The sequence below is a fragment of the Carboxydothermus ferrireducens DSM 11255 genome, assembly GCF_000427565.1.
GTDB classification, from domain to species: domain Bacteria; phylum Bacillota; class Z-2901; order Carboxydothermales; family Carboxydothermaceae; genus Carboxydothermus; species Carboxydothermus hydrogenoformans.
Window position 1 is genome coordinate 59,451 of record NZ_KE386561.1, and the last position, 24,418, is coordinate 83,868.

Consider the following 24,418-nt stretch of genomic DNA (forward strand, 5'->3'; position numbering starts at 1 on the left):
CTTTTGGCTTTCCGTTTTTTACTACTGGAGGGAAAAATGAATCGAAGAGAGTTAGGGCAAAAATGGGAAGAGTTGGCGGAACAGTATTTAAGAAAAAAAGGATATAAAATTCTTACGCGAAATTATCAAATTCGCGGTGGGGAAATAGATATTGTTGCTCAAGATGGTGAGTTTCTGGTTTTTATTGAGGTAAGATTTCGTTCGGATATTTCTTTTGGTACTCCCTCAGAAACGGTAAATAAGAAAAAGAAAGCGGCCTTAAAAAAAGCAATAAAGGTTTATATTCATGAAAATTTTTTATATCATCTGCAACCGCGAGTTGATTTTATTGGTATCGAACAAAAAGAAAATAGATATTTTGTAAAACATTACCAAAACGTCTTGGACTTTTAAGTAGAAGGAAAATAATAGAAATTACGTGGAAGAGAAACTGAGGTAAATAATATCCGGATTATGTTATAATGAAAGCAGAAGTTGCTGAAAGGGAGGTTTTAAATAAAATGAAAACAATACTTCTGGTGGATGATGAAGAAAAGATCCGGGAAGTATTGCGGCTTTATCTTGAAAAGGAAGGTTTTCTGGTTTTGGAAGCTCAGGATGGAAAAGAGGCATTAAAGCGTTTTTCCGAGCATAAAATAGATTTAATTATTCTTGATTTGATGCTTCCGGAGATTGATGGGATGGAGATTGCCAAAGAAATACGTAAAACCTCGCTGGTTCCTATAATCATGCTGACCGCGCGGGGAGAAGAGATTGACAAAATTTTAGGCTTAGAGATTGGTGCTGACGATTATGTGGTAAAACCGTTTAGTCCGAGGGAAGTGGTTGCCCGGGTAAAAGCGGTTTTACGGAGGAGTTCTGGTATCCCAGAAAAAGAGGCGAGTTCGGTTATAAAGCAGGGTATTTTAGAAATTCATCCGGAGGCCAGAGAAGTAAAGGTTAATGGAGAAGAAGTAGTGTTAACACCATTAGAGTTTGATCTTCTTTTATATTTGGTTACTAATCGAGGGAAAGCTCTTTCGCGGGAACAGTTGCTTGCCAATGTTTGGGGATATGATTATTTTGGCGAAGCCCGAACGGTTGATACTCACGTTACCCGTTTGCGGGAAAAGTTGCAAGAGGCAGCTTCCTATATCAAAACTGTTTGGGGAGTAGGTTACAAGTTTGAGGTGAAAAACGGTGATTAATTCCCTTAAATTAAAATTTTGGCTTGCATTAGTATTGCTGGTGGTTGCCGCCACCAGTTCTATTTTATGGACCACTACTATTTATATGGGGCAAAAATATTTTTCGCAGCAACAGGAAAACTTATTTCGAGCGGGTGAAAAACTTGCTGAATATATAGTGGCCGAAAGAGATATAGAAAAAATATTTCATCAAATGGAGATTATGGGAAGCTATTTAAATGCTAATATTACATTGACCGATGCTGTAGGTAGAGTAATAATTTGTACCGGTCGCGCCGGTTTTCCCCAAAATAGCTGTCAAATGTGGGCTGCCGATATTATTCCGCAGGAGCTGGTAAAAAATTTACTTTCCGGGAAAAAAGTTGCGGTTAGAGTAGAGAGTAAGCTATTAAAACAGGATGTTTTATTTACGGGAGTTCCGGTGGTATTACAAGATCGAGTGTTATTTGCCATTTTACTTCAGGCACCGGTTAAAGAAATTAGTGGTAATTTTTTTGAGCTAATTAAAATTAATATTTTTTCCACAATTATCGGGATTATTTTGGCAACGATTTTGGCCTTTTGGTTATCCACGTCCATTACAAAACCGCTGGTGCAAATCAAAACTGCCGCCCAAAAAATTGCCAATAGAGATTTTAGTCACCGGATTTCCTATCAAGGTAAGGATGAGTTGGGGGACATAGTCCAAACGATAAACCAAATGGCTGCTCAGTTAGAAAAATATATAATTGCTTATAATAAAAGAGAACAAAATCGCCGTGAGTTTTTGGCAAATGTTTCCCACGAGTTACGAACTCCTTTAACTATTATACAGGGCTATACCGAGGCACTTTTAGATGGTATAGTAACAGATGAAAAAATACGAGAAGAGCACTTAAAAAATATTTTACAGGAAGCAGAAAGACTAAAAGCTATGGCAAATGAGCTTTTAGATTTAGCCAGTATTGAAGAGGGGAGAGAAAAACTAAAATTTGAAAAAATAGATTTAGCTAATTTTGCCCAGGATTGTTTTAATGCATTTAAAACCCAATTTTTCGAAAAAGGAATCGAACTTGAGCTGGAAGTAAATGTTCAGGATGGAAAGGTTGTTGGCGATAGAAGCAAGCTTTTACGAGTGGTAGGAAATCTCTTAAGCAATGCCTTGAAATTCACTCCAGCAGGAGGTAAGGTGAAGTTTGAAGTTATTGAAGGGGAAAAAGATTACCAAATACACGTCAAGGATTCCGGTCCAGGGATTCCGGAGCAAGATTTGGAAAAAATATTTGAAAGGTTTTATAAAGTAGACAAAGCCCGAAGCAGTAAAGGCTTCGGGCTTGGATTGGCCATAACGAAATCGATTGTGGAAGCCCATGGGGGGCAAATCTTTGCCCGGAATAATCCCGAAGGGGGGGCAAAATTTACAGTGGTTTTACCTAAATTACCTCCCAGCGCGGACAACGACCTCCCCAACGACCAATAACTTTTCCTTCCTCGGAAATTTCGGCGATTTCGCAATGGTTGGGACAGTAAGTACATTCAAAACTGCGAGTTTCGTAATTATAATCGGCAATAGCAAAACCTTTAAAGTTGGTTTTTTGACCGTTGGTTGCTTCCCTGGCTAAAATTGCAGCTCCTATTGCTCCCATAACATTATAATGTTTTGGTACGATAATGTCCTGCCCTAAAGCGCGGGCAAACGCCTCCCGAATACCACGGTTGGCGGCAACGCCTCCCTGGAAAACGATGGGGGGAAGGATTTCTTTATTTTTCCCAACGTTGTTTAAGTAGTTTCTTACTAAAGCTTCACATAATCCATTGATGATATCTTCGATTTTGTATCCTAATTGCTGTTTATGGATCATATCCGATTCTGCAAATACCGTACAGCGACCGGCGATACGCACCGGGACGGTAGATTTTAAGGCTAATTCTCCAAACTGTTCAATGGGAATATTTAAACGGGACGCCTGCTGGTCCAAGAAAGAACCGGTACCCGCAGCGCAAACGGTATTCATAGCAAAATCAGTTACTACGCCATCCCGGATGATTATTATTTTTGAGTCCTGTCCGCCTATTTCAATTATTGTCTGGACCTCGGGGACAAAAGTGGTGGTAGCTATGGCATGAGCCGTAATTTCATTTTTAACTATATCGGCGCCAACGATAACGCCGGCTAAATAGCGACCGCTTCCTGTAGTACCGACTCCTTTTATTGTTACTTTATTTTCATATTTTTCTTTAAGGATTTGCATTCCTTCCTTTATTACTCGAATTGGTTGTCCTCTGGTCCTTAAATATAAGCTTTCATGAACATTATTTTCTTCATCAATTAAAACAAGATTTGTACTTACCGAGCCCACATCAATTCCAAGATATAGGTCCATTTATCTTGCCCCCTTTAGCTTTTGCTAAGTTTTTGAAGTTTTTTTCTTTTTAAAAGGTCAATAAATGCTTCTAAACGGGTTTCCATTCCGGCTTTGCCCGTTTGCTCGTCCAAGAAAAAGGTTAAAATCGGGAAATTATGTTCTTGACTAATTTTGGTTAAGATGGTTCGGGCCACAATTTCCGGAATACAGGTGAAAGGAGCAAGTTGAATTAAGCCATCAAATCCTTGTTTTATATAAAGAATGGCGTTTCCAATCGAATCCTGACCGTGGCCACCGATTAATTCTGGAAGATAAGGTTGTGCTGCGGCTTTAACACTGACTAACTCTTCGCTTTTTCCGGGTAAGGTATTATCCCGGGTCCACCCGGTTAAAAACATAGAACGCTTAACTTCTGCCCCTAAGTGGCCGATGGTTTCTTCAATTTCAAAGTTACTGCTTGGTTCAAGTAAAACGTAAATTTCGCCCACCATTCCGACTTTAACCACTAATTTTTCTAAATCCACGGGAATTTTATCCAACTGTTTTAAAGCTTCTTGCTCCGCTTCAGCAATTTCCTTTTCGGAATAGGCATTTATGACATACTGCAGGACTTCTTTGTACTTTGCTGAAACACTACCTTTTTTAAGTTCCCGGGGTCTTAAAAATAAGGCTTTTTGTTCAATGGTATCCAGTGCCTTTATTTTCCGCCAATTTCGTTTAATTGCTTTATATATGTACCATAAAGAGTAGTTTTTGTAATTTAACTTCTGTACCGTCTTGTAAAAACCTTTTAAATCAACAAGTGGTGGTTCCAACACAATAAATTCAACGTTATAACCCATTTTTTTTAAAATCTTTTCGTGCAGGCTGGCATACAAACCGGCTCGACAGGGCCCGACACCACCGCTGGTAACAATGCGGTCAACGCCTTTTGGTAGTGTTTCCAAGTAGGTACCAAGTACAATTTTGTAGGGAAGGCAGGAAAACTCCGGTGCATATTTAACTCCTAAATCTAAGGTTCGCTTGGAAGGTTTTACTGGCATTACCACTTCATAACCCAAATCTTCTAACAACCCGCGAAAAGCGTGGACATAGTTTCCCATGTAAGGGAAAGTAATTCTTAGAGTTTTCATTCCATCACCTCTTACCGGGATTTACGCTTTATCATGTCTAAGAAAGCTTCCACTCGGGTTACGAGTCCTGCTTCTCCAGTATGCTCATCTATGGTTAAAGTTAAATAGGGAATTTGCTGCTCTCCAGCGTCTATTTCCATTATACGGTCGACGATAAAATCGGGACCGCAACCGAAAGCTGTTAAATGAATAATACCTTTTAAGTCGGGGACATTTTTTAAAAAATACTGAAAACTACTTAATACTCTATCGCTAAAAGTCCAGAAAAGGCGCTTTTTATTTGTAAAGGGGGCATATTTATTTCTAATCGGCCAGGGTACCTGTTCGGCAGTTAGAACCTGAACGTTGTTTTTATGTAGAAATTCTAAAATTTTAAGATTTACATAATTATCGTAGACGAGATAGGGGTAACCCAGTAAAGCAATTTTAAACGATGATTTAACAGAGAATAATTTTGGTGAATTAACGTTAACTTCATTTACCGGCAGGTAACCTTTTTGAAGTAAATTTTCGTAAAGGTTTTGCCGCCTGATTCCTTCCCGATACGCTTTAAAACCCTGTAACTTTGAAAATCCAAAGAATGAAGCCAATTTTAAGGATGAGAGTAGTAAACTATCTTTTAAATTACGGTTATCCACCCGGATGTCGATAACCGGAGGAAGATTTTCATAAGAATATTTAATCATATCCGGAAGTCCAAGAAATTTTGGACAGTAAACAGTTTTCCTGTTTAAATTTACTATTCTCGGAATAAAGAGATAATCCACTTTTGTTTTTAAAGTTGCTATATGTCCAAAAAAAAGCTTAATTGGAAGGCATGCTTCGGCCAAGGCGTCTTTTACCCCTTGGTCTAAAATTTCTTTTGTAGTTGGTGAGGAAACAACGGTTTTTAAATTTAAGCTGTCAAAAAAACCCTGCCAAAAAGGATAATAAGCATAATAGTTTAGGGTTCGAGCAATTCCAATAACTGGTGCATTCATAAAACCATTCCTTCCTGCAGCTGGATTTTAGAGAATACCCCATAAGATATCTATATACGGCGTCTTAAGCCAAAATCCTTCTTAAAAAATTCATTATAAAATAATAAAATTTTTAAAAAAATTTAACCATTCTTGCAGGAATTTTAACTATAATGTTTAATATAAAAAAGTAAATGTGAGGACTTTCACAGGAGGGTAGAAAAATATGCGCAAAAGCGATAAATTGAGAAGTTTAAGAACGCGTCTTTTGGATCGGTGGGCTGTTGCTGAAAATGAAGAAAGATTAAATTTACTTGTCAGAATAATGGATATCGAAGAAGAAATGGGTTTGAGTTTTATTTCACAAAAACAGAAAAAATCAGGAATGCCCAGAAAAGCAAAAGCTATTTAACCACCAAAAGGTGGTTATTTTTTTATGTTATAATATAGGAAAAAACGGGAGTGGGTAAAAATGGGGGTACCTTATCGCTTGGATCTTACTTTAGAAATTGCACGGGAAAAATATGCCAAAAGTATTCCGGAACTTCTTGTGAAAAATGCCGGAGCTGAATTACAGGATAAAAAAATTTTTTTGCCGTATTTTAATGATAAGGTTACCATTACTTGGCCCGAAGCTGAATTTATTCCGGAAATTTCAATTCAAGAAAAAATTTTAGTGTTGCATTATTTAACCAAAGCCATAGACCTACCGCCTTTGGGCACCTGGGTGGGATTTGCAGAATTAAAGGACGGTTTATTGTATTTAGAGCCCTTTCGAAAACGGACTGTAAATATACTTATAAAAACCTTTGGCCAGGCGCCAAATTTATTAGAAGAAAAGGCCAAAAAGCTTGGGGCAAAGTTTTATAATAAAGGAGATATTTCCTTTCAATTAAAGGTCTTTCCCAAGGTTGATTTATTTTTTGTTTTTTGGGCGGAAGATGAAGAATTTCCGGCCAATGCTAATATTTTATTTGACGCTCGGGCCCGTCTTTACCTGGAAATTGAGGATTTGGTGCAGTTAGCTTCCCTTGCGGTTCTTAAATTAATAAAATAAGGAGGCAAAAAAATGGAAAAAACTATAAAGTCTAACTGTCTTTTTAAAGGTAATATCTTAACCGTAGTTAAAGATGAAGTTCTTTTGGAAAACGGGAAAATATCTACCCGGGAAGTGGTACTGCATCCGGGTGCTGTAACAATTATTCCTATTTTTGAAAACAAAATTGTTTTTGTGGAACAGTATCGCTACCCGGTTAAAGAACGGCTTTTAGAACTTCCGGCCGGAAAATTAAATAAAAATGAAGCTCCAGAAGTAACGGCCTATCGGGAATTACTTGAGGAAACGGGATTTATAGCAAAAAAGCTGCAGCACTTAACCACCTTTTATACTACACCGGGATTTTCCAACGAGGTAATGTATCTTTATCTGGCTAAGGAATTACAAAAAACTGATCCTCGTCCGGATGAGGATGAGATCGTTAAAACTGTTTTTATAGAAATTGATAAAATAAAGGAGCTTTTACACAGTAACCAAATAAAAGATGCTAAAACCTTAATCGGGCTTTTTTGGTTTTTAAATTTCATTGCTTCTTAATATTTTTCAATAATTACCTGGCCATCCTCTACCCTTGCTTTTTCGGGATAGGGTCGATTACCAGGATTTTCTTGAGCTCTGGTAACGAATTTTCCTATGCGGATTTGTGCTGGTACCAGGTTTATTGCGATAACCTGGGCTTTTTCATTATTGGGATAACCGGCATGAGCAATTCCCCGAAGGCTGCCCCAGACAATGATATTTCCGTGCGATATAATCTCGGCACCCGGATTAACGTCGCCAAGGATGAGAAGAGATTTATCACTAAAATAAGTTTGGCCGCTACGAAAGTTTTTAAGTACGATTTCACATTCTTCTCCCTCTACTGTTTCTAAAGAAGTGGCGATATTCTTTAAAAGTTCACCGGTTTTAGACATAGGTAGGGAAAAAGATTCGGCGATTAAACCATAACGGTTGCAGATGGCTTCTAATTCTTCTTTTTCGGCATTGGTTAAACTAATATCGTCATTGTACATAATTGTATATTTTGCACCTTTAAAAAAACCTTTGGCTTTTTCCATTTTTTCTATTAAGGATGCTTTTAGAAGAGCAAAATCCTGGCTGTTTAACATTACCAGTAATCCTTTGGGAGTTCCTTTAATTTGGACCGGTTCGGGCATTTAAATCACCTCAAATTCCAAATTTCGACACCTGTATGCAAAAATCCTCCTGGATTTGGTTAAAATATGCCAGGAGGGAAGATAAAATGAAAATTACCGGAATCCAGCTACTTTTTATTCAGTTTATCCTGATATTATCAGCGATTGATATTTTTATGCCAAGCGTAATCGCCAAGGAAGTTGGTCCCGATGCTTGGTTATCAATAATTTTGGCTTTTATTTTTAGTGTTTTTCTGGCATGGATTTATGCTTATATCGGATGTAAAATTTACCCTGATAATTTAACAAGTTACTTAAAAAAAAGAGGAACACTTGGTAAAGCAATCCTTTTTGCTTATTTTTATCTTTATTTTATTTTAATTATTACCGTGTATAGAGAATTTTTAGAATTAGTGAAGGTATTTTTACCCCAGACACCGCTTTTAGTAATTGGAATTTTAATGCAGTTGGTCATTTTCTACGGGGTCTTATCTGGTACCGAAACGATGGCCAGGGCCACAGAAATTTTAACTCCCTTTGGGATATTCGCCCTAATTCTTGTTGCTGGTTATGCATTAACAAAGGCGGATTTTGGAAATTTTAAGCCGTTTTTACTTAGGGGAATATTCCCCGTAATCAAAGGTAGTATTGAAATTATTAATTTTTTTGGTGATACGTTGCTATTGTGGTTTTTTGCGATAAATTTTTATAGTAGGCCGGAAAAATTATTTCGCTTGCTGGTGTTGGGTTATTTTTTTATTTGTATTGCCCTTTTTGGAGGAGTATTGGGGGTAGCGGTGTTTGGGGTCAAATGTGCGGCCAAAATGGAACTGGTAGCTTTAGAAATGGTTAGGATAGTCAATATCGCTGATTTTTTAAAACATTTGGATAGTGTCATGTTAGGGGTGTGGTCAATTGGTGGGGTTTTAAAGCTAACCTTTTTATATCTGGGGTTAGCCGAACTGTTTAAAGCCGTAATAAATGTTAAGAAAGCAGAACTTCATATTCTACCTTTAAGCGTTTTGGCCTTAATTTCTGCGATTTACGGTTTTGAGAATATGGGAAAATATTTTAGCTACTTGGGAGAATTAACGTATTTTACTTTAATTTTTTCTGTATTAATTCCGCTTCTTTTTGTTTTCTTCTTGTTCCTGACAAAAAATAAAAAGCTACAACAAAAAATCTAATGCTTTTAAAACCGACAGTATTGCAAAATAATCGTTACGATACCACCGGGGAGATGATATCCCTGATAAGCCTACGAAAAAAATATTTTGGAAATTAAAAGGCCTTGCCAAACCAAAATTTTGCATCCAATCATTAATTTCCACAAAGTGTACGTTAAAACTATCTTTGACAAGTACAAAATCCCAGTAAAAAGGTAAGGTGCGGAATGTTATACCTTGAATTCCCATCACTAAAACGCCACTTTGCCGATCTATCGGCATATTTAAGATAAATCCTGGATGGTTTCCGGGAATTTTTTTAAAGAATTTTTCTGGGGGATTCATTAATGTGGTGTAAAAGCCGGCTCGAAAGTGCATAGTTCCCCAATCCTGCCAAAGGCCTACCTTGCGGGTGTTTAACGGATTTCCGGTTGCGTTAATTATAAGATCAAATTTATTTTTTAAAGAAAGAATGTCAACGGGAGAAAAAAGCTTTACTTTTTTGCTTGGAAGATAAGAAATAAGCTTATTTTCAAGTCCCTGCCCTATGTTTCCGTGCCAGAAGACCTGGGCGTTAGAAGCAAAACTACTTGGTTTTGGTAAAAGTTTTTTAATGTTTTTAGGTAATTTTTGATAATCCCTTTTTAAAATAAGGGCGGGATAAGAAAAGCTTTTTCCCCAAATTCGTTTTTCTTCAAAAAGAAGATAATCTATTTTCTTTTTTTCCAGCAGGCAGGCTGTTAAAAGTCCAGCAAATCCTCCACCAACGATAGCTACCTTCAACGTTTTAAACCTCCTTTAGCAAACAGGTAACTTATCAATTTTACGGAATCAAAGGGCAGGTGATAGAGAAGATAATTTAAAGGTCTAAAAGAAAGTAATCCTGTTAAAAAGTCAAAGGAGTTGTTGTTTAATTTATTTAGACCGATGCGAAGAATATCGAACTGCCGAACCGCTTGCTTTATGGGATTTAATAATGCATCATAGGATAAATTTCCTTTGATGGCTTTTGCAACTAAAATACCTGAAATAATTGAATAAAAAATACCAAAACCCAAGAAAGGCTCGATTAATCCTCCAGCCCCGCCGGTAAAATAAATATTATTAAGCTGATTTGTAGTAAGGTAGCCCACGATGTGATTTACCGTAAAAGTTTCGATAATTTTATAGGGTAATTTTTCTTTTTGCCAAAAAACCTGCCAGTAGTGGCTGAGCTGATTTTCTGTTATGTCGTTTATGGCGAGGCATAAGGAAGCGTTTTTTGTATCAAAGGGGGTTAAATAAGCATAGCCGTTTTTGGCATAGTCGGTATCAATCCACATTACTAACTCTTCTGGATCAAAATTCCCTGAGATATTCGAGCCTATGACCCATCCATCAAACAATTTATGAAATATACCATAAGAATTAGCGATAATCGGACTACCGGTAGCAACAACTACGTGAGAAAAAGCATCTTTTAAATGTTCTGGATCCTGGGGTGATTTAAATCTTACTTCTCCCTTGATTAACCTCAATAGCTGGTTTTCTAAAGAGTTGTGAAAATGTCCTCTCAGCCAAAAATAGCCAAGATTACTGCCGCGAACTGTTGCAAAGTTTCCTGGTGAATTCATCAATATTTTTGTAATTTTTCGATAAGGGACAAGGGGTAAATCATATTTTTTATAAAAATAGCTTACAATATCTTTAACAGGGCGGTTTATAACTTTTAAACTTACCGCAATGTGAGGGGTAGGATCGCCCGGCTGATAGCGACGGTCAAAAACTATGTAAGGTATTTTATACCTGTCTAATTGAAAAGCAGTAGCAAGTCCCGCTAAACCGGCACCAATTATCGCAACTTTCATAAGTAATCCCTCGCTTACCAGGAGGTAAAGATGTTCTGGTACTTGTACTTTTTATTTAATTTATTGATTATTGTCGTATTTTTAAGACCGAGAAAAAAAATTTCTTACTTAACGGGTCTTATTACCATTTTGCTCATGTTTATTGTGGACTACACAGCGGTTAAGTTAAGATTATATGTTTTTTACGGTATGCCCAGTTTTTATAATTTGCCTTTATTTTATTTACTTAACGGTTTTTTACTGGGTATCATCTTTTGGGGTTTTAAGCCGAGGGAACGTTGGCTTTGGCTTTATATTCCGTTAATTTCCCTGCTTTTTACCGGAGTGGAAAGGTTAGCAGAAATTTTTGGTGTTTACCGACATTTAAAATGGAGCTACTGGTATAGTTTTGGTTTAAATATCGTTGCCTTAATTGTAGTAACTGCCTTAAAGTATTATATTGACGATGTGTTATTTTCTAAATAAAGAAATTAGTTTTTTAACTACCGGGGGTGAACTCAGTTTTTCTTCGACCAGGGTTTCTAAAAGAAATATCTGCCTTAACGTTTCCGCTTGTAGTTCGGAAAATAAACTTCTTAATTCGGGGTGTTTAATTTTAACGGTCATTTCGGCCAAGAAAAGATAGTTTTGCCTCTCAGCCTTTAAAGCCATTAGCAAAAGATCTTTTAGTTCCATTCAATCCCCCGCTTTACTTTAAAGTTATAGGCATTGGCAATTTCTAAGAGATTTTTTATTTGTTTTTGTTTTCCTTCTAAACCTTTAAGAGCGGCTTCCCGAATTACTTTATCGGAATGCTTTGAAATTATGGTTTGATAAATCCGGCAGGTTTGTTCTAAATTTTGAATACCTTCGCTTAAGGCCAAAGTAATATACTCTTCCTGCAGGTCGCCCACCTTCATCCTCCTTTCTGTTAGATTACCTTTATTTTAGGATTTTCCTTTGCTATACTTTTTATGAGAAAAAGAAGATTGGAGGCAATAAAAATGGCAGAGAAAAGCTACTATATAATAACCCATGGTTGCCAGATGAATGTTCATGATTCGGAAACAATTGCCGGGATTTTGGAAAGTATGGGATTTGTGCCGAGTCCTGAAGAAAAAACTGCCGATTTAATAATCATAAATACCTGCAGTGTTCGGGAAACTGCGGAAAATAAAGTTTTTACTAAAATCGGAGAACTGAAAAAATTAAAAAGGGAAAATCCCGATTTAGTAATCGGGGTTGGAGGATGTATTCCCCAGCAGGAAAAAGTTGCCAGACGTTTATTAGAAAGATTTCCCCACTTAGATTTTATCTTTGGAACCCATAATCTTCCTGAACTACCGAAAATTTTAGAAAGGGTTTTTGAAAAGCACGAGCGGGTTTTGGAGGTCTGGCAGTCGGAAGGGCAAATTGTAGAAGGTATTCCGGTCAAAAGAGAGCCGGGCGTGCGGGCCTGGGTAACGATAATGTACGGGTGTAACAATTTTTGTACCTATTGCATTGTCCCCTATGTGCGCGGGCGGGAAAGAAGTCGTAAAAAGGAAGATATATTACAGGAAATAAGGCAGTTAGTGGCTGAAGGCTACAGGGAGGTGACGCTCCTTGGCCAGAACGTTAACTCTTACGGAAAAGATTTAAAGGGAAAGCCTATGTTTGCCGAACTTTTAGCGGATATCGAGAAGATAGATGGACTTTGGCGGGTACGGTTTACCACTTCCCATCCACGTGACTTAACTGACGATGTTATTGAGGTGATGGCTTCTTCCCGGAAGATTTGTGAACACCTTCATCTTCCGGTACAGGCCGGTTCCAATAAAATTTTAAGCGCAATGCATCGCGGATATACGCGGGAATATTATTTAAACCTGGTGGAAAAGATACGCGCCAAAATTCCCAAGGTAAGCTTCACTACCGATATAATTGTGGGCTTTCCTGGAGAAACCGAAGAAGATTTTGAACAAACTTTAGATTTAGTGAGAAAGGTCAGGTATGATAGTGCTTTTACCTTTGTGTATAATAAACGGACGGGAACACCTGCTGCTGAAATGAAAGACCAGGTGCCCGAGGAGGTAAAAAGTAGAAGGATTCAGGAACTGATTGAATTACAAAATGGGATTAGTTTAGAATTAAACAAAAATGAGGAAGGTAACATTCACGAAATATTGGTGGAAGGAAAAAGCAAGACCGATGAAACAAAATTAGCTGGCCGGACCCGAACTAACAAGCTGGTAGTATTTAATGGAAATGAGGATTTAGTAGGAAAGTTAGTAAAGGTAAAAATTACCGAAGGTAAATTATTCCACCTGGAAGGGGTTTTAGTTTAGTATGAGCTTTACGCCAATGATGAAGCAGTATCTTGACATTAAAAAGCAATACAGCGACTGTCTTTTATTTTTTCGTTTGGGAGATTTTTATGAACTTTTTTTTGAAGATGCGGTAATTGCTTCCCGGGAGCTGGAAATTGTTTTAACCGGCCGGGATGCTGGCCAGGAAGAAAGGGTGCCCATGTGTGGGGTTCCCTATCATTCGGCTCAGGGCTATATTGCCAAGCTTTTATCCCGGGGATATAAAGTAGCAATTTGTGAACAGGTGGAAGATCCGAAAAAAGCCAAGGGACTGGTGAAGCGGGAAGTTACCAAAATATATACTCCCGGAACGGTTACCGAAGAGTTTTTTTTGCAAGAGAAGACCAATAATTATATTATTGCTCTGGCGGAAAAAGATGGGTTAATTGCCCTGGCGGTTGCGGAAGTTTCTACAGGATATTTGGGAATAACGTCTGTTGATGAAGGTAAAATAGAAGTCTTGGCAAGCGAAATTCGCCGGTTGGCACCCACTGAAGCGGTGGTATTAAAAAATTTTAAAAAGAATTTTCTGTTAAAAGATATTACCGGTATTGTTAATTACTTAGAAAAATTGCCGGCGGAAGAAATTGAAATTGCTTTTAAAGGTCCTGAAGCATCAAAAGAAGCTTATAAAATTTTAATTAGTTATTTAAAAAGAATTGAACCAGCGGTTTTAAGTATCTTTGGGCAACCGGAGTTTTATCAAATTGATAGTTATTTATATTTTGATGAAAGTACTCGCAAAAATTTAGAAATTTTACGAAACCGTGAAGACAATTCTTCTTCTTTATTGGGAATTATTGATTTTACCCAGACCGCTATGGGCGCTCGAAAATTAAAGGAAGAGCTCACAAAACCGTTGTTAAACTTAAAAGCAATTACTGACCGCTTGGATGCTGTGGAAATTTTGGTAAAGGATTATGAATTGAGAGAAAACTTACGGGAGAACCTGAAGAATTTATATGACTTAGAAAGACTTTCCATTAAATTAGTTTGCGGAACAATAAATCCAAAAGATTTAATTAAAATCAAACAATCTCTTCCCCAAATATGGCATATTAAAAACAGCATTAACCATGTAAAAAATAAATCAGTTTTATTTGCCGAAATTTATGAAAATCTTCCAGAAATGCGTGAGGTTTATAATTTAATTGATAAAAGTATAGTCGATGACCCGCCAGGCTCACCAAAAGACGGCGGTATTATAAAAAATGGATATAATTCAACCGTTGACGAGTACCGGAAAGCCCGGGAGGAAGGGCAGGATTGGATAATTAATTACGAAAAGAAAGAAAGGGAAAGAACGGGAATAAAGTCATTGAAAGTTAATTACAATAAAGTTTTTGGCTATTTTATCGAAGTAACGAAAGCAAACTTGCATTTAGTACCCGCTGATTATCAAAGAAAGCAAACAATGGTTAATGCCGAAAGGTTTATTACTGAAGAATTAAAACATTATGAAAACCTTATTTTAGGTGCAAGTGAAAAGCTTGCCAATTTGGAATATGAGCTTTTTTGTGAAATCCGCTCGGAAATTTTAAAATATCAGGAAGATTTAAAAAGAGCTGCAAGCGCTGTTGCGCTTTTGGATTTTTTAATTTCCCTGGCGGTGGCCGCAATTGAGTATGACTTTACGCGACCGGTCATTACCGCTGAACCGGTTTTGGAAATAAAAAATGGCCGCCATCCGGTGGTTGAAAAGAGTGTTGGCCGGGCCAATTTTGTTCCCAATGATTTATACCTTGACACTAAGGAAAATTCGCTTCTTTTAATTACGGGCCCCAATATGGCCGGTAAAAGTACTTACATGCGACAGGCTGCTTTAATTGTAATTTTGGCACAGATTGGTAGCTTTGTTCCTGCGGAATATGCCAGGGTTGGATTGGTGGATAAAATCCTAACCCGAATTGGTGCCACCGATGATCTGGCCAAAGGACAAAGTACTTTTATGGTAGAAATGATTGAATGTAATAATATTTTAAGAAATGCAACATCCCGGAGTTTAATTTTGTTAGATGAAGTTGGTAGAGGAACATCTACCTATGACGGTATAAGTATTGCGGAAGCAATTATTGAATATATTCAAAAAAAAATCAAAGCAAGGACGCTTTTTTCAACCCATTACCACGAATTAACGGGCTTAGAAGGGGAAATTCCTGGAGTCAAAAATTTTACGGTCCTGGTTCAGGAAAAAGGTGAAGAAGTTAAGTTTCTCCATAAAGTTGTGCCCGGCAAAACCGATAAAAGTTACGGGATCTATGTAGCAAAGCTTGCTGGCTTACCGCGGGAAGTGGTGGAAAGGGCCTATGAAATATTAGCAAGGTTCGAGGATAAGGGGCTAAAAGTTAAAGATACAGTACCGGTTCAGTTATCGCTTTTTGAGGAAAAGCCAGAGCCTTCGGGTGTAATAAAAGAATTAATTGAATTAGACCTGATTCGTATGACACCGTTGGAGGCTTTAAATAAATTATATGAACTACGGCAAAAAGCTTTGGGGGAAAAATAAAATGCCAAAAATTAAGCGTTTACCTGATGAAGTAATAAAAAAAATTGCCGCAGGCGAAGTAGTAGAACGCCCTTATTCGGTGGTAAAAGAGCTGGTAGAAAATAGCCTTGATGCCAAAGCCCAAAATATAAATGTTTATATTGAAGAAGGTGGATTAGGGAAAATTGTAGTGGAAGATGATGGTATTGGAATTCCGCCAGAGGAACTGCCAGATGCCCTTTTACGTCATACTACCAGTAAAATAGCAAGCTTTGATGATCTTTATTATTTAGAGAGCTTTGGTTTTAGAGGAGAGGCTTTATATAGTATTGCGGCGGTAAGTAAAATATCAATCAAAAGTAGAGTTCGGGGAGAAAATAATGGCTATGAATTAATAGCCCATGCCGGGGAAGTAATAAATTTAACCGAAGTCGGTATGGCTTATGGTACCGTTGTTACTGTTTCCGACCTTTTTTTTAATACTCCTGCCCGCAAAAAATTTTTAAAGTCCGGACAAACGGAAGCAGGACTTATTAGGCAATTTATAGAAAAAATAGCAATACTGTACCCCGGGGTTAAATTTTCCCTTTTTATTGATGGAAAAAAGATTTACAGTTCGGCGGGAATTCAGGAGCAATTGGGGTTGCTGGCCCGATTTTGGGGTTTAGAAAAAGGCAATTTGCTTATGTTAGAGGAAAAACTGGGTGAAGGATTTTTTATAAAAGGTGGATTTGCCTTGCCACCTGCAGGGAAACCCCACCGTAAATTACAGGTGTTTGCTGTTAATAAACGTTTGGTGAAAAGCGGAATCTTAACTAAAGCTATCGACGATGCTTATGAAAGCTTACTTCCAACTGGTTTAAAGCCTCTTGTTTTTTTAGAAGTGGTTGTTCCGGGTACCTGGGTGGATGTAAATGTACATCCCCAGAAGTTGGAAGTCAAGTTTATGGATGAACAAAAAATCTATTTGGATGTTCGGACGATAATCAGAAATAAGTTGGTAAATGCTAAAAGTTCTTCCCTAAAATCTTTATCCCCTGCAAGAGAAACAAATACTAAAAGTGAAGACAATGATTATTGGCAGGTTACTTATTTTGCTGAAGAGTTTTCTGGTAGTAGGGACAAATTATTGGATAAAGAAGATATTTTTTCCACAAACGACAATCTGACCTTTTCACTAAATAAAGACTTTGCGAAGGAATTAAACTTTCAGGTTATAGGGCAGTTTTCTTTAAAGTATATAATTGTGGAAAAAAATGATAAACTACTTATAATTGATCAGCACGCAGCTCACGAGCGAATTTTATACGAAAAATACCAAACTAAATTAAATCCCTTTTACAGCCAGGTGCTTACTTTTCCCGTGAGGATAAAAGCTTCTCCCGAATTGGAAGCTTTTCTTCAGGAAAATTACCAAAACTTCCTGGAAATTGGCTTACATATTGAACCGTTTGGTCCGGGTGAATATCTTGTTCGGGAAATTCCAGAGGATTTTCCTCAAAATAATATCGCCAATGTTTTGGAAGAGTATTTATACGAAATTATGGAGCAAAAAGAGCAGGTTAGTTTTCGGGAAAAAGCCCTAAAACTTTTTGCCTGCAAAAATGCTGTTAAATTTGGTGAAAAATTAACGTACAGCGAAATGACTAATCTGGTAAAGGAGTTATTTAAAACCAATTATCCTTTGAGCTGTCCTCACGGGAGGCCAACAATTTATGAATTATCTTTAACTGAAATAAATAAAAAGTTTTTTAGGTAAAAAGGAGATAATTTAATTTATGGAGAGGGCAATAATTACCACAAGTCTAAATCCGACTGAGGAACAAATAAAAAAAGCGCTAAGTTTAGCGCTCGATTCTGGTTTTCCCTATGTTGCCAGAAATAAAAGAAGCTTAATGGAAATTGCCCGAGATATGCCGGTTTTAGTGGTAACAAAAAAAAACTTGGAATTAGTTTTTTCTGATATGTCTAAGTTATATTTTCACCCCGGAATGGCAAAAATTAGAATTAAGGGGATGAAAAAAGGGCAAGAAGATGTTATGATAAAAGCAATGGGACTGGTTCCCGGGATGTCGGTTTTGGATTGTACCTTAGGGCTTGCTCAGGACAGTATAGTTGCTCAATATGCAGTAAAAGATGGCTTAGTGGTAGGTTTAGAAAAAAGTAAGATAATTTACCTGTTAACTTCCGATGGGCTCAAAACATATGATGAAGACCCTGATTTAATAAATCCAATGCGAAAAATTAAAGTAAAACATGGTGATTTTACTGATTTTTTAGTAAAACTACCGCCTAAAAGTTTTGATGTTGTCTATTTTGATCCAATGTTTAAGAAAACAACAGGAAAATCTGCCCATATTTTAAGGTTAAGAAATGTTGCTGCTAAGGACTATATAAATGAAGAAGTGTTAAGGAATGCTTGTAGTGTTGCGCGAAAGCGGGTTGTGGTTAAAGGAAGAAAGGAGGAAATAAAGTTATTGCCGTTTTTTGATAAAATAATAGCGGGAAAAGACAGTGAAATTGCTTTTGGGGTAATTGAGGTACAGTTATGAGCGAAAAATTAATTATAATTGTTGGGCCTACTGCCGTTGGGAAATCAGCCTTAGGGATAAAAGTTGCTAAAAAAATTAACGGTGAAATTATTTCTGGAGACTCAATGCAGGTGTACAAATACATGGACATCGGAACGGCAAAAGTTTTGCCGGAAGAAAGGGAGGGGGTACCCCATCACTTAATTGATATTTTAGAACCTTTTCAAAAATACAGTGTGGCTTTGTTTCAGAAAGAGGCCAGGAGATTAATTAAAGAAATTAATGCACGGGGAAAGATTCCAATTATTGTGGGTGGTACGGGATTATATATTCGCTCGGTTATTGACCCTTACGATTTTACTGACTTTTCCTTTGATCCTGTTTTCAGGGAAAAATTGGAACAGGCAGCAAAAGAAAAAGGAAGTTTATACCTTCACCAGATGTTGGAAAAAATTGATCCGGTAGCCGCACAAAAAATTCATTCCAACGATTTAAGGCGAATTATTAGAGCTTTAGAAGTGTATGAACATACTGGTAAACCTATTAGTTATTATTGGGAGAGGGGAAAACAATCCAAACCGCAGTACCGCTTGCTTTACTACGGTTTGACAATGGATAGAGCCCTTTTGTACCAGCGGATAAATGAACGCGTGGATAAAATGATTGAAAAAGGGCTGATTGCTGAAGTAAAGAGACTTTTGCAAATGGGATTTAAAGAAAGTACTGCTATGCAAGCTCTTGGTTATAAAGAAATTGTTCAGTATTTGGAAGGAAAAATAACCCTGGATGAAGCAATTTACCTGATTAAGAGGGATACCCGCAGATTTGCCAAAAGGCAGCTTACCTGGTTTCGGCGGGACCCCCGAATAAAATGGTTTGATTCTGGTAAAGAAAGCTTAGAAAAAATTACTGAAAAAATAATTACCGAGGCAGGAGTAAACAATTTTTTGTAGAATTTTTAATTTAAATAAAGAGAGATGGAGGGAAACCAATGTCCAAGAATCAATTAAATCTTCAGGATGCTTTTTTAAATCAGGTGCGTAAGGAAAATGTGGGGGTTACGATCTTTTTAATTAATGGTTTTCAGCTTAAAGGTTTTGTAAAAGGGTTTGACAATTTTACCGTGATTTTGGAAAGTGAAGGAAAGCAACATATGATTTATAAACATGCAATTTCTACCATAATTCCCCAAAGACCAGTTAATACTTACCTGGCTAAAGGTGGAAATGAAGAAAACACCCCTTCTTAGGGGTGTTTTTTAATGAGGTCGCTTAACGTACATATTTTAAACCCCTGCCTTTGCAGTTCCGGTAGTACTTTTTTAAGGGCGTTGGCGGTTGGTTTTCCGCCTTCATAACCAACGTGACCAATGGCGATACCCAAGTTCTTTTTTTGCGCGATGCTTTGTAGTTTTTTAAGTTGTTCAATGATGTTTTTTTCCTCTTTGCCGTTAACTTCCAAGAAAATATCTCGCTTTAACACCACAACCCCAAATTCACTGCCCAAGAGGGGAAAGAGAGAATTAGGCGTGGTTTGACTGTCAATGAACGCTAAATTATTTTTTTGACAAAAACTAAGGACTGTTTTTACTATTTTTTCATCTTCGCAGGCTCTGGAACCGGTGTGATTATTTATTCCAATTGCCCAAGGATTTTCTTTTAATGCTGCAATTAATAGCGAAGTTATTTCTTGTGGGGTTAGATTAACCATAATTGGTCTTGGTCCTAGCCAGGAACGTTTATAGCTTTTGGGCTCCATCGGCAAGTGGATTATAATATCGTTTCCACTTTGGTAAAGGGCTTTGGCTTCTTGATGTGTATTGTTTAAAAAGGGCATAACCGCAGCAGTAAAGGGCAGTTTAAGTTTTAAAAAATCCACCAAACTATCGCTGTTATTTCCAAAGTCATCAATAATAATTAACAATTTGGATTCGCCTTTTAGTTGAGAAATCTGCTTTTTTTGGTTTAAGCATTTTATAATTGAACTGGCAATTTCTTGACAAACCTTTTTTAAAAAATCGCTATTTTGCAACCGTTTATCATCAATAAAACCTATTTCAATTAATACTCCGGGGGTACTGGCAGAGAGAATTAGGAAATCTGCGATTTGGGGTGATTTTGAAACATTGTAAATTTTATTGAGAGAATCCTGTATAATACTGGCAAATTCGGCATTTATGGGGTTTCTTCCGTAAAAAACTTGACCAAAATACTTTTTTCTAAAGTTTCCGGAATTAACGTGAATTGAGATAAAAAAGTCTGGGTTTAGGTTTTCAATGTACTTTTTCCGGTTTTCAATGTCCCTGAATTGGCGGGAACCGGGTCCAGGGTAGAGGTCTTTTAAATCGTAATCACCGTTTCGAGTTAAGGTTACAATAGCGCCGGCATTTTCTAAAAATTGTTTTAAATATAAAGAGGCAGTTAAGTTGAGGTCTTTTTCTTTTACCCAACTGTTAACTGCTCCCGGATCAATTCCACCGTGTCCGGGATCGATGACAATTAATTGAGGTTGAGAGTTCAAATGGGCATAAGCGGGAAAATTTGCTCCCCAAAAACCGATGATAAAAAAAAGGGAAAAGAAAAGTTTTTTCATATTAATAACCTCCTCTTTAATAATTTTTTAGAAAAAAGGGAGTTTTATTCCCGATCCAAGAGGAGGGACGGTTATGAAAGTAACATTAATAAATTCTATCAATACTGCTTCTCCCTCAAAAACCGAAATTGAAAAATTTGACCAGGTATCTTCTTTGTTAAAAGAGCTTGATCGGATGGTTGGGTTGATTGAAGTTAAAGAGATGGTTTTTGAAATATATGCGTTAGCTCAAATTCACAAAAAAAGAGTTCAGGAAAAGCTTAAAACAAATAACGTTAGCTGGCATATGGTGTTTAAAGGAAATCCTGGTACCGGAAAGACCACGGTTGCCAGGATTATAGGTAAGCTTTTTAAAGAAATTGGTATCCTAACAAAAGGCCACTTAATAGAAGTTGAAAGGGCTGATTTGGTAGGGGAGTATATTGGCCATACTGCATTAAAAACACGGGAACAGTTAAAAAAAGCTTTGGGAGGGGTCTTATTTATCGATGAAGCATATTCGTTAGCTCGGGGTGGCGACAAAGACTTTGGCCGGGAAGCAATAGATGTTGTAGTGAAGGGGGCAGAGGATTATCGGGACAATCTCGTTATTATTTTAGCCGGGTATTATGATGAGATGAATTATCTTTTAGAGCAAAACCCGGGGCTTAAATCCCGCTTTCCCATTGAGATAACCTTTCCCGATTATACCGATGAGGAGCTTTTTTTTATTGCTGAAAAGTTCTTGGAAGATTGGGAATACCTGTTTTCTTCTGAGGCAGCTTTTTATTTAAAATATAAATTAAAGCACCTTGACCAAAGTAAAAAAAGTAGTGGAAATGCTCGTTTAATCAGAAATATTATTGAAAAGGCAATAAGGCGACAGGCCGTAAGGCTTTTAGGTAAAAGTAAGGTAACTAAAGAAGATCTTTTAGTATTGGAAAAGGAAGATTTGGAAAAAGCAATTTTAGCCCTTAATCTTTAAGTAAAGGAGTTAAGAAGGCGATGCTGAAAATTCCGCAAGACGTTAAAACGCAATTTGAACTTATAGATACGGTTGTTTACCAAAATGCTCAAAAGGTGCAAAAAGCTTTTAGGGAGGCGCGAATTAGCTACTCCGATTTTGTATTTACTACCGGATACGGTTACGGCGATACGGCTCGGGATAAGATGGAAACGGTTTTTGCCTCCTATTTTGGAGCCGAAGATGCCTTGGTAAGACCTCAGATTGTTTCTGGTACCCATGCAATTACTTTGGGACTTTTTGCCGTCTTAAGGCCCGGGGATGAGCTTTTAATATTTGGCAATCCTTATAAAACCTTTGAAGAGGTTATAGGCAAACGGGGTAAAAATCAAGGTTCATTAAAGGAATGGGGTATAACTTATAAAATTTTACCCTTTACAACTAATCCCGAAGACTTAGAAGTAATTTTTCAAAACAATATTCAGAAAAATACCAGGATGCTTTTCATCCAAAAATCCCGTGGCTATGATCTTAGACCAACTCTTTTAAATGAGGAAATAAAATTGATAATTAAAATCGCTAAAAAGTATAGTTCTAACCTTGTGGTCTTAGTTGATAATTGTTACGGGGAGATGGTTGAACCATGTGAGCCCATTGAAATGGGAGCAGATTTAATAGCTGGTTCCTTAATAAAAAATCTTGGTGCCGGTATTGCTCCGACCGGGGGTTATTTGGCCGGAAAAAAAGAACTAATTGAACAAGCGGCATATCGGTTGACGGCACCAGGTTTGGGTAAAGAGGTTGGACCTTCCTTAGGATTTGCCAGGGATATTTTACAGGGGTTTTATTTTGCGCCAAAAGTAGTTGGGGAAGCTCTTAAAATTGCCGTACTTTTAGCGTATTTTTTGGAGAAAACTGGAGTTGAGGTTTTGCCTGAGGCTTTTTCCAAAAGAGGTGATATTGTTCAAACATTAATTTTTAGGGATAAGGAAAAAATGCTGAAATTTGTGCAAACGGTTCAAGAGTATTCCCCGATTGATAATTTTGTAACGATTGAGCCGTCATTATTGCCGGGTTATGACTCTCCGATTGTTATGGCTTCGGGAAGTTTTGTTGCGGGTTCATCAATTGATTTGTCAGCGGATGGGCCTTTTATTCCACCCTATGTTGTTTATTTTCAGGGGGGTATAGCCTTAGAGTATGGGATGATCTTAATTGAGAGTTTTTACGAGAAATTTTCCTTAAATTATTTTTTAAAGTAAAAAAGGGATTTCTGATTCATTGTCGAAATTATCATATCATAAAGAAATTCTATAATACTTAATACTTAAAATCATGAATATCGTTTGGGGAGTGGTTAAATGTCAAAGCAGCGTTTTTTGTTAGCTATTTTTCTTTTACTTGCTTTTGTGATTTTTTTTATAAGCCCGGTTTACTCGCAGGAAACGGTTACCTCGAAGCATTTTGAGGTTAACCTTTTTCCTGAATACGACCAGACGGGAAATATCTTAGCCACCTTTTCCGGTATTATCTTTAATGAAGGAAATTCCGAAGTGAAAGAATTAAGTTTTCTTCTTCCGGCGGACACCAGCGTTGACAAAGTTGCTTTTGTCCGGGAAACTGGAGAACTTAGCTACCTCCCTTTTAATTTAGAAAATAAAGATAAACAGCTGGCGTTAAAAATAATGTTAAATCCTGTTTTAAAGCCACAGGAGAAAATGAATCTATTTATCCAATTTCATTTTGGAAAACTTTCATCGGCGGAAAAGAAAGTAGAAACAAATATACAATTTCCGTTTACCATAAGTGAGTTAAGCGTAAAGATTTTAGAACCTCCCGGGGCTGGGTTTTTTAAAACGTCTCTTAAAAATGAACTGATAACCCAAACCCACGAGGGTTTAAAGCTTCATAGTTTTACTTTAAACAATCAGAGAGCTCTTTCTTTTGCTATTTCTTATGTAAGAAATGATACCACTCCGGTAGTGCCCAAGGAAGATTATCAGACTGCCTTAAATCGTTTACAGGAACAGGCAAAAACTCAGCAAAGTTCGAAGCAAAAAAACAGTAATTCTTCAAGTTATTCCAGTCTTATTGTGGGGACTATAATTATTTTAATGATCTTAGTAATTGGTGCAGTTATTGCTTTTTACCTTGTAAATTCCAAAAATAAAAACGAAAGTGAAGTCGTAAACAAAAAAGTATTAAAAAAGATGTTTATTGAAGGGAAAATAACGGAAGAAGAGTATCGAAAGCTACTTAAAAAGGCGTTAGAACAGGAGGGTTAACATTATGACCCAAAGAACCAAAATTTTGGTGGGAAGCGGTATTATTGTGATTGCCATAGCGTTTCTTTTTATTTCTGCTTTCGCCTCGTCCGGTACCAGTTATTCCCTGCAAGTTGATGAGGCGGTTTATAAGATAGTTTATGAAAATGCTGTTGACCAAAAAATGCGGATTGAAGGTCGGATACTGCCTGGCTCTATTTCCTGGAATGCCAAAGCATTAGAATTAAAATTTATAATGATTCCGATCAAAGGCTCGGAAAAAACTCAATTACCCGTCGTATATAATGATGTAAAACCTGATAATCTTGAACATCCGGAAGCCCAAATAGTTGTGGAAGGCAAATACAATGGTAAGGTTTTCCAAGCAGATACTCTTTTAGTGAAATGTCCGTCAAAATACGAAAAAAAACAACAATAAATGCAGG

At 37.1% G+C, this 24,418-nt stretch carries 27 protein-coding genes; 18 read left to right on the plus strand and 9 right to left on the minus strand.

Annotated features, from left to right (window positions below; all coding sequences use genetic code 11):
* Positions 1-36 precede the first annotated feature (36 nt).
* From CARFE_RS0112840 to CARFE_RS0112850, 3 genes are all read left to right on the plus strand, one after another.
* Positions 37-393, plus strand: coding sequence for a YraN family protein (locus tag CARFE_RS0112840; RefSeq protein WP_028053022.1), 357 nt, complete (start codon positions 37-39; stop codon positions 391-393).
* A gap of 107 nt (positions 394-500) precedes the next feature.
* Positions 501-1,187, plus strand: coding sequence for a response regulator transcription factor (locus CARFE_RS0112845; RefSeq protein WP_011344320.1), 687 nt, complete (start codon positions 501-503; stop codon positions 1,185-1,187).
* Positions 1,180-2,646, plus strand: a complete 1,467-nt coding sequence (locus tag CARFE_RS0112850; RefSeq protein ID WP_028053023.1) for a sensor histidine kinase — start codon at positions 1,180-1,182, stop codon at positions 2,644-2,646. The genes CARFE_RS0112845 and CARFE_RS0112850 overlap by 8 nt, the downstream gene beginning before the upstream one ends.
* Here the strand turns inward: CARFE_RS0112850 and CARFE_RS0112855 are convergent.
* From CARFE_RS0112855 to CARFE_RS0112865, 3 genes are read right to left on the minus strand one after another with little or no spacing between them, the layout of a single operon-like run.
* Complete coding sequence (locus tag CARFE_RS0112855; protein WP_011344318.1) at positions 2,600-3,550, minus strand: acyl-CoA dehydratase activase; 951 nt, start codon at positions 3,548-3,550, stop codon at positions 2,600-2,602. The two genes, CARFE_RS0112850 and CARFE_RS0112855, sit on opposite strands and share 47 nt — an antisense overlap.
* 14 nt (positions 3,551-3,564) lie before the next feature.
* Positions 3,565-4,665, minus strand: a complete 1,101-nt coding sequence (locus CARFE_RS0112860; protein ID WP_028053024.1) for an acyl-CoA dehydratase activase-related protein — start codon at positions 4,663-4,665, stop codon at positions 3,565-3,567.
* Between the two features lie 11 nt (positions 4,666-4,676).
* On the minus strand, positions 4,677-5,645 hold the full coding sequence (locus CARFE_RS0112865) for an acyl-CoA dehydratase activase-related protein (RefSeq protein WP_028053025.1): 969 nt from the start codon (positions 5,643-5,645) through the stop codon (positions 4,677-4,679).
* A gap of 205 nt (positions 5,646-5,850) precedes the next feature.
* On the opposite strand from CARFE_RS0112865, the gene CARFE_RS0112870 reads away from it, so the two are divergent.
* The 3 genes from CARFE_RS0112870 to CARFE_RS0112880 are packed head-to-tail and all read left to right on the plus strand — an operon-like array spanning position 5,851 to position 7,218.
* Positions 5,851-6,036: a hypothetical protein gene (locus CARFE_RS0112870; protein ID WP_011344315.1), complete on the plus strand. Its 186-nt coding sequence runs from the start codon at positions 5,851-5,853 to the stop codon at positions 6,034-6,036.
* A gap of 60 nt (positions 6,037-6,096) precedes the next feature.
* Positions 6,097-6,681: a DUF3786 domain-containing protein gene (locus tag CARFE_RS15235; RefSeq protein WP_051250323.1), complete on the plus strand. Its 585-nt coding sequence runs from the start codon at positions 6,097-6,099 to the stop codon at positions 6,679-6,681.
* Positions 6,682-6,693: 12 nt separating this feature from the next.
* Positions 6,694-7,218, plus strand: a complete 525-nt coding sequence (locus CARFE_RS0112880) for an NUDIX domain-containing protein (protein WP_028053026.1) — start codon at positions 6,694-6,696, stop codon at positions 7,216-7,218.
* On the opposite strand, the gene minC is transcribed toward CARFE_RS0112880, so the two are convergent.
* Entirely contained in the window at positions 7,215-7,838 is a 624-nt protein-coding gene (gene minC / locus CARFE_RS0112885; RefSeq protein ID WP_028053027.1) for a septum site-determining protein MinC, read from the minus strand. The two genes, CARFE_RS0112880 and minC, sit on opposite strands and share 4 nt — an antisense overlap.
* A gap of 86 nt (positions 7,839-7,924) precedes the next feature.
* Between minC and CARFE_RS0112890 the strand changes: the two genes are divergently transcribed.
* Positions 7,925-9,004 carry a GerAB/ArcD/ProY family transporter gene (locus CARFE_RS0112890; RefSeq protein ID WP_028053028.1) on the plus strand — a complete coding sequence of 360 codons (1,080 nt, stop codon included), beginning with the start codon at positions 7,925-7,927 and terminating at the stop codon, positions 9,002-9,004.
* On the opposite strand, the gene CARFE_RS0112895 is transcribed toward CARFE_RS0112890, so the two are convergent.
* Positions 8,987-9,766, minus strand: a complete 780-nt coding sequence (locus tag CARFE_RS0112895) for an NAD(P)-binding protein (protein ID WP_028053029.1) — start codon at positions 9,764-9,766, stop codon at positions 8,987-8,989. The two genes, CARFE_RS0112890 and CARFE_RS0112895, sit on opposite strands and share 18 nt — an antisense overlap.
* Entirely contained in the window at positions 9,763-10,830 is a 1,068-nt protein-coding gene (locus CARFE_RS0112900; RefSeq protein WP_028053030.1) for an NAD(P)/FAD-dependent oxidoreductase, read from the minus strand. Before CARFE_RS0112900 ends, CARFE_RS0112895 begins: the two co-directional genes overlap by 4 nt.
* A gap of 30 nt (positions 10,831-10,860) precedes the next feature.
* On the opposite strand from CARFE_RS0112900, the gene CARFE_RS0112905 reads away from it, so the two are divergent.
* Positions 10,861-11,295 (plus strand): hypothetical protein, encoded by a 435-nt coding sequence (locus CARFE_RS0112905; protein ID WP_028053031.1) that lies wholly within the window; start codon positions 10,861-10,863, stop codon positions 11,293-11,295.
* On the opposite strand, the gene CARFE_RS0112910 is transcribed toward CARFE_RS0112905, so the two are convergent.
* Both CARFE_RS0112910 and CARFE_RS0112915 read right to left on the minus strand, forming a co-directional pair.
* Positions 11,281-11,505, minus strand: coding sequence for a hypothetical protein (locus tag CARFE_RS0112910; RefSeq protein WP_011344307.1), 225 nt, complete (start codon positions 11,503-11,505; stop codon positions 11,281-11,283). The two genes, CARFE_RS0112905 and CARFE_RS0112910, sit on opposite strands and share 15 nt — an antisense overlap.
* Positions 11,496-11,723 (minus strand): hypothetical protein, encoded by a 228-nt coding sequence (locus tag CARFE_RS0112915; protein WP_028053032.1) that lies wholly within the window; start codon positions 11,721-11,723, stop codon positions 11,496-11,498. Before CARFE_RS0112915 ends, CARFE_RS0112910 begins: the two co-directional genes overlap by 10 nt.
* A gap of 90 nt (positions 11,724-11,813) precedes the next feature.
* Here CARFE_RS0112915 and miaB point away from each other — a divergent pair, with 90 nt between their 5' ends.
* The 6 genes from miaB to hfq are packed head-to-tail and all read left to right on the plus strand — an operon-like array spanning position 11,814 to position 19,422.
* Entirely contained in the window at positions 11,814-13,136 is a 1,323-nt protein-coding gene (gene miaB / locus CARFE_RS0112920; protein WP_028053033.1) for a tRNA (N6-isopentenyl adenosine(37)-C2)-methylthiotransferase MiaB, read from the plus strand.
* A gap of 1 nt (position 13,137) precedes the next feature.
* Complete coding sequence (gene mutS / locus CARFE_RS0112925) at positions 13,138-15,663, plus strand: DNA mismatch repair protein MutS (RefSeq protein ID WP_028053034.1); 2,526 nt, start codon at positions 13,138-13,140, stop codon at positions 15,661-15,663.
* 1 nt (position 15,664) lies between these two features.
* Positions 15,665-17,401: a DNA mismatch repair endonuclease MutL gene (mutL, locus tag CARFE_RS0112930; RefSeq protein WP_161625145.1), complete on the plus strand. Its 1,737-nt coding sequence runs from the start codon at positions 15,665-15,667 to the stop codon at positions 17,399-17,401.
* A gap of 19 nt (positions 17,402-17,420) precedes the next feature.
* A complete protein-coding gene (locus tag CARFE_RS0112935) occupies positions 17,421-18,194 on the plus strand; it encodes a class I SAM-dependent methyltransferase (protein ID WP_028053036.1) in 774 nt (257 codons plus the stop codon).
* Positions 18,191-19,126 (plus strand): tRNA (adenosine(37)-N6)-dimethylallyltransferase MiaA, encoded by a 936-nt coding sequence (gene miaA / locus CARFE_RS0112940; RefSeq protein WP_028053037.1) that lies wholly within the window; start codon positions 18,191-18,193, stop codon positions 19,124-19,126. The genes CARFE_RS0112935 and miaA overlap by 4 nt, the downstream gene beginning before the upstream one ends.
* Before the next feature lie 38 nt (positions 19,127-19,164).
* A complete protein-coding gene (gene hfq / locus CARFE_RS0112945; RefSeq protein ID WP_011344300.1) occupies positions 19,165-19,422 on the plus strand; it encodes an RNA chaperone Hfq in 258 nt (85 codons plus the stop codon).
* Here the strand turns inward: hfq and CARFE_RS15805 are convergent.
* Complete coding sequence (locus CARFE_RS15805; protein WP_051250324.1) at positions 19,419-20,765, minus strand: divergent polysaccharide deacetylase family protein; 1,347 nt, start codon at positions 20,763-20,765, stop codon at positions 19,419-19,421. The two genes, hfq and CARFE_RS15805, sit on opposite strands and share 4 nt — an antisense overlap.
* Positions 20,766-20,838: 73 nt before the next feature.
* Between CARFE_RS15805 and spoVK the strand changes: the two genes are divergently transcribed.
* The 4 genes from spoVK (at position 20,839) to CARFE_RS0112970 (ending at position 24,411) form a co-directional block, all read left to right on the plus strand.
* On the plus strand, positions 20,839-21,729 hold the full coding sequence (gene spoVK / locus CARFE_RS0112955; protein ID WP_011344298.1) for a stage V sporulation protein K: 891 nt from the start codon (positions 20,839-20,841) through the stop codon (positions 21,727-21,729).
* A gap of 20 nt (positions 21,730-21,749) precedes the next feature.
* Complete coding sequence (locus CARFE_RS0112960) at positions 21,750-22,970, plus strand: methionine gamma-lyase family protein (protein WP_028053038.1); 1,221 nt, start codon at positions 21,750-21,752, stop codon at positions 22,968-22,970.
* 99 nt (positions 22,971-23,069) lie between these two features.
* Positions 23,070-23,993, plus strand: a complete 924-nt coding sequence (locus tag CARFE_RS0112965) for an SHOCT domain-containing protein (protein WP_028053039.1) — start codon at positions 23,070-23,072, stop codon at positions 23,991-23,993.
* A 4-nt stretch (positions 23,994-23,997) separates the two neighbouring features.
* The gene (locus tag CARFE_RS0112970) at positions 23,998-24,411 is read left to right on the plus strand and encodes a cytochrome c maturation protein CcmE (protein WP_028053040.1); all 414 of its coding nucleotides are present in this window, start codon (positions 23,998-24,000) and stop codon (positions 24,409-24,411) included.
* Positions 24,412-24,418 lie beyond the last annotated feature (7 nt).

What these genes read in the sequence shown, in the direction of transcription:
- CARFE_RS0112840 (WP_028053022.1), top strand. Translation starts at nt 37, where the DNA reads ATGAATCGAAGAGAGTTAGGGCAAAAATGGGAAGAGTTGGCGGAACAG.
- CARFE_RS0112845 (WP_011344320.1), top strand. Translation starts at nt 501, where the DNA reads ATGAAAACAATACTTCTGGTGGATGATGAAGAAAAGATCCGGGAAGTA.
- CARFE_RS0112855 (WP_011344318.1), bottom strand. Translation starts at nt 3,550, where the DNA reads ATGGACCTATATCTTGGAATTGATGTGGGCTCGGTAAGTACAAATCTT.
- CARFE_RS0112860 (WP_028053024.1), bottom strand. Translation starts at nt 4,665, where the DNA reads ATGAAAACTCTAAGAATTACTTTCCCTTACATGGGAAACTATGTCCAC.
- CARFE_RS0112865 (WP_028053025.1), bottom strand. Translation starts at nt 5,645, where the DNA reads ATGAATGCACCAGTTATTGGAATTGCTCGAACCCTAAACTATTATGCT.
- CARFE_RS0112870 (WP_011344315.1), top strand. Translation starts at nt 5,851, where the DNA reads ATGCGCAAAAGCGATAAATTGAGAAGTTTAAGAACGCGTCTTTTGGAT.
- CARFE_RS15235 (WP_051250323.1), top strand. Translation starts at nt 6,097, where the DNA reads ATGGGGGTACCTTATCGCTTGGATCTTACTTTAGAAATTGCACGGGAA.
- CARFE_RS0112880 (WP_028053026.1), top strand. Translation starts at nt 6,694, where the DNA reads ATGGAAAAAACTATAAAGTCTAACTGTCTTTTTAAAGGTAATATCTTA.
- minC (WP_028053027.1), bottom strand. Translation starts at nt 7,838, where the DNA reads ATGCCCGAACCGGTCCAAATTAAAGGAACTCCCAAAGGATTACTGGTA.
- CARFE_RS0112890 (WP_028053028.1), top strand. Translation starts at nt 7,925, where the DNA reads ATGAAAATTACCGGAATCCAGCTACTTTTTATTCAGTTTATCCTGATA.
- CARFE_RS0112900 (WP_028053030.1), bottom strand. Translation starts at nt 10,830, where the DNA reads ATGAAAGTTGCGATAATTGGTGCCGGTTTAGCGGGACTTGCTACTGCT.
- CARFE_RS0112905 (WP_028053031.1), top strand. Translation starts at nt 10,861, where the DNA reads ATGTTCTGGTACTTGTACTTTTTATTTAATTTATTGATTATTGTCGTA.
- CARFE_RS0112910 (WP_011344307.1), bottom strand. Translation starts at nt 11,505, where the DNA reads ATGGAACTAAAAGATCTTTTGCTAATGGCTTTAAAGGCTGAGAGGCAA.
- miaB (WP_028053033.1), top strand. Translation starts at nt 11,814, where the DNA reads ATGGCAGAGAAAAGCTACTATATAATAACCCATGGTTGCCAGATGAAT.
- mutS (WP_028053034.1), top strand. Translation starts at nt 13,138, where the DNA reads ATGAGCTTTACGCCAATGATGAAGCAGTATCTTGACATTAAAAAGCAA.
- mutL (WP_161625145.1), top strand. Translation starts at nt 15,665, where the DNA reads ATGCCAAAAATTAAGCGTTTACCTGATGAAGTAATAAAAAAAATTGCC.
- CARFE_RS0112935 (WP_028053036.1), top strand. Translation starts at nt 17,421, where the DNA reads ATGGAGAGGGCAATAATTACCACAAGTCTAAATCCGACTGAGGAACAA.
- miaA (WP_028053037.1), top strand. Translation starts at nt 18,191, where the DNA reads ATGAGCGAAAAATTAATTATAATTGTTGGGCCTACTGCCGTTGGGAAA.
- hfq (WP_011344300.1), top strand. Translation starts at nt 19,165, where the DNA reads ATGTCCAAGAATCAATTAAATCTTCAGGATGCTTTTTTAAATCAGGTG.
- CARFE_RS15805 (WP_051250324.1), bottom strand. Translation starts at nt 20,765, where the DNA reads ATGAAAAAACTTTTCTTTTCCCTTTTTTTTATCATCGGTTTTTGGGGA.
- spoVK (WP_011344298.1), top strand. Translation starts at nt 20,839, where the DNA reads ATGAAAGTAACATTAATAAATTCTATCAATACTGCTTCTCCCTCAAAA.
- CARFE_RS0112960 (WP_028053038.1), top strand. Translation starts at nt 21,750, where the DNA reads ATGCTGAAAATTCCGCAAGACGTTAAAACGCAATTTGAACTTATAGAT.
- CARFE_RS0112965 (WP_028053039.1), top strand. Translation starts at nt 23,070, where the DNA reads ATGTCAAAGCAGCGTTTTTTGTTAGCTATTTTTCTTTTACTTGCTTTT.
- CARFE_RS0112970 (WP_028053040.1), top strand. Translation starts at nt 23,998, where the DNA reads ATGACCCAAAGAACCAAAATTTTGGTGGGAAGCGGTATTATTGTGATT.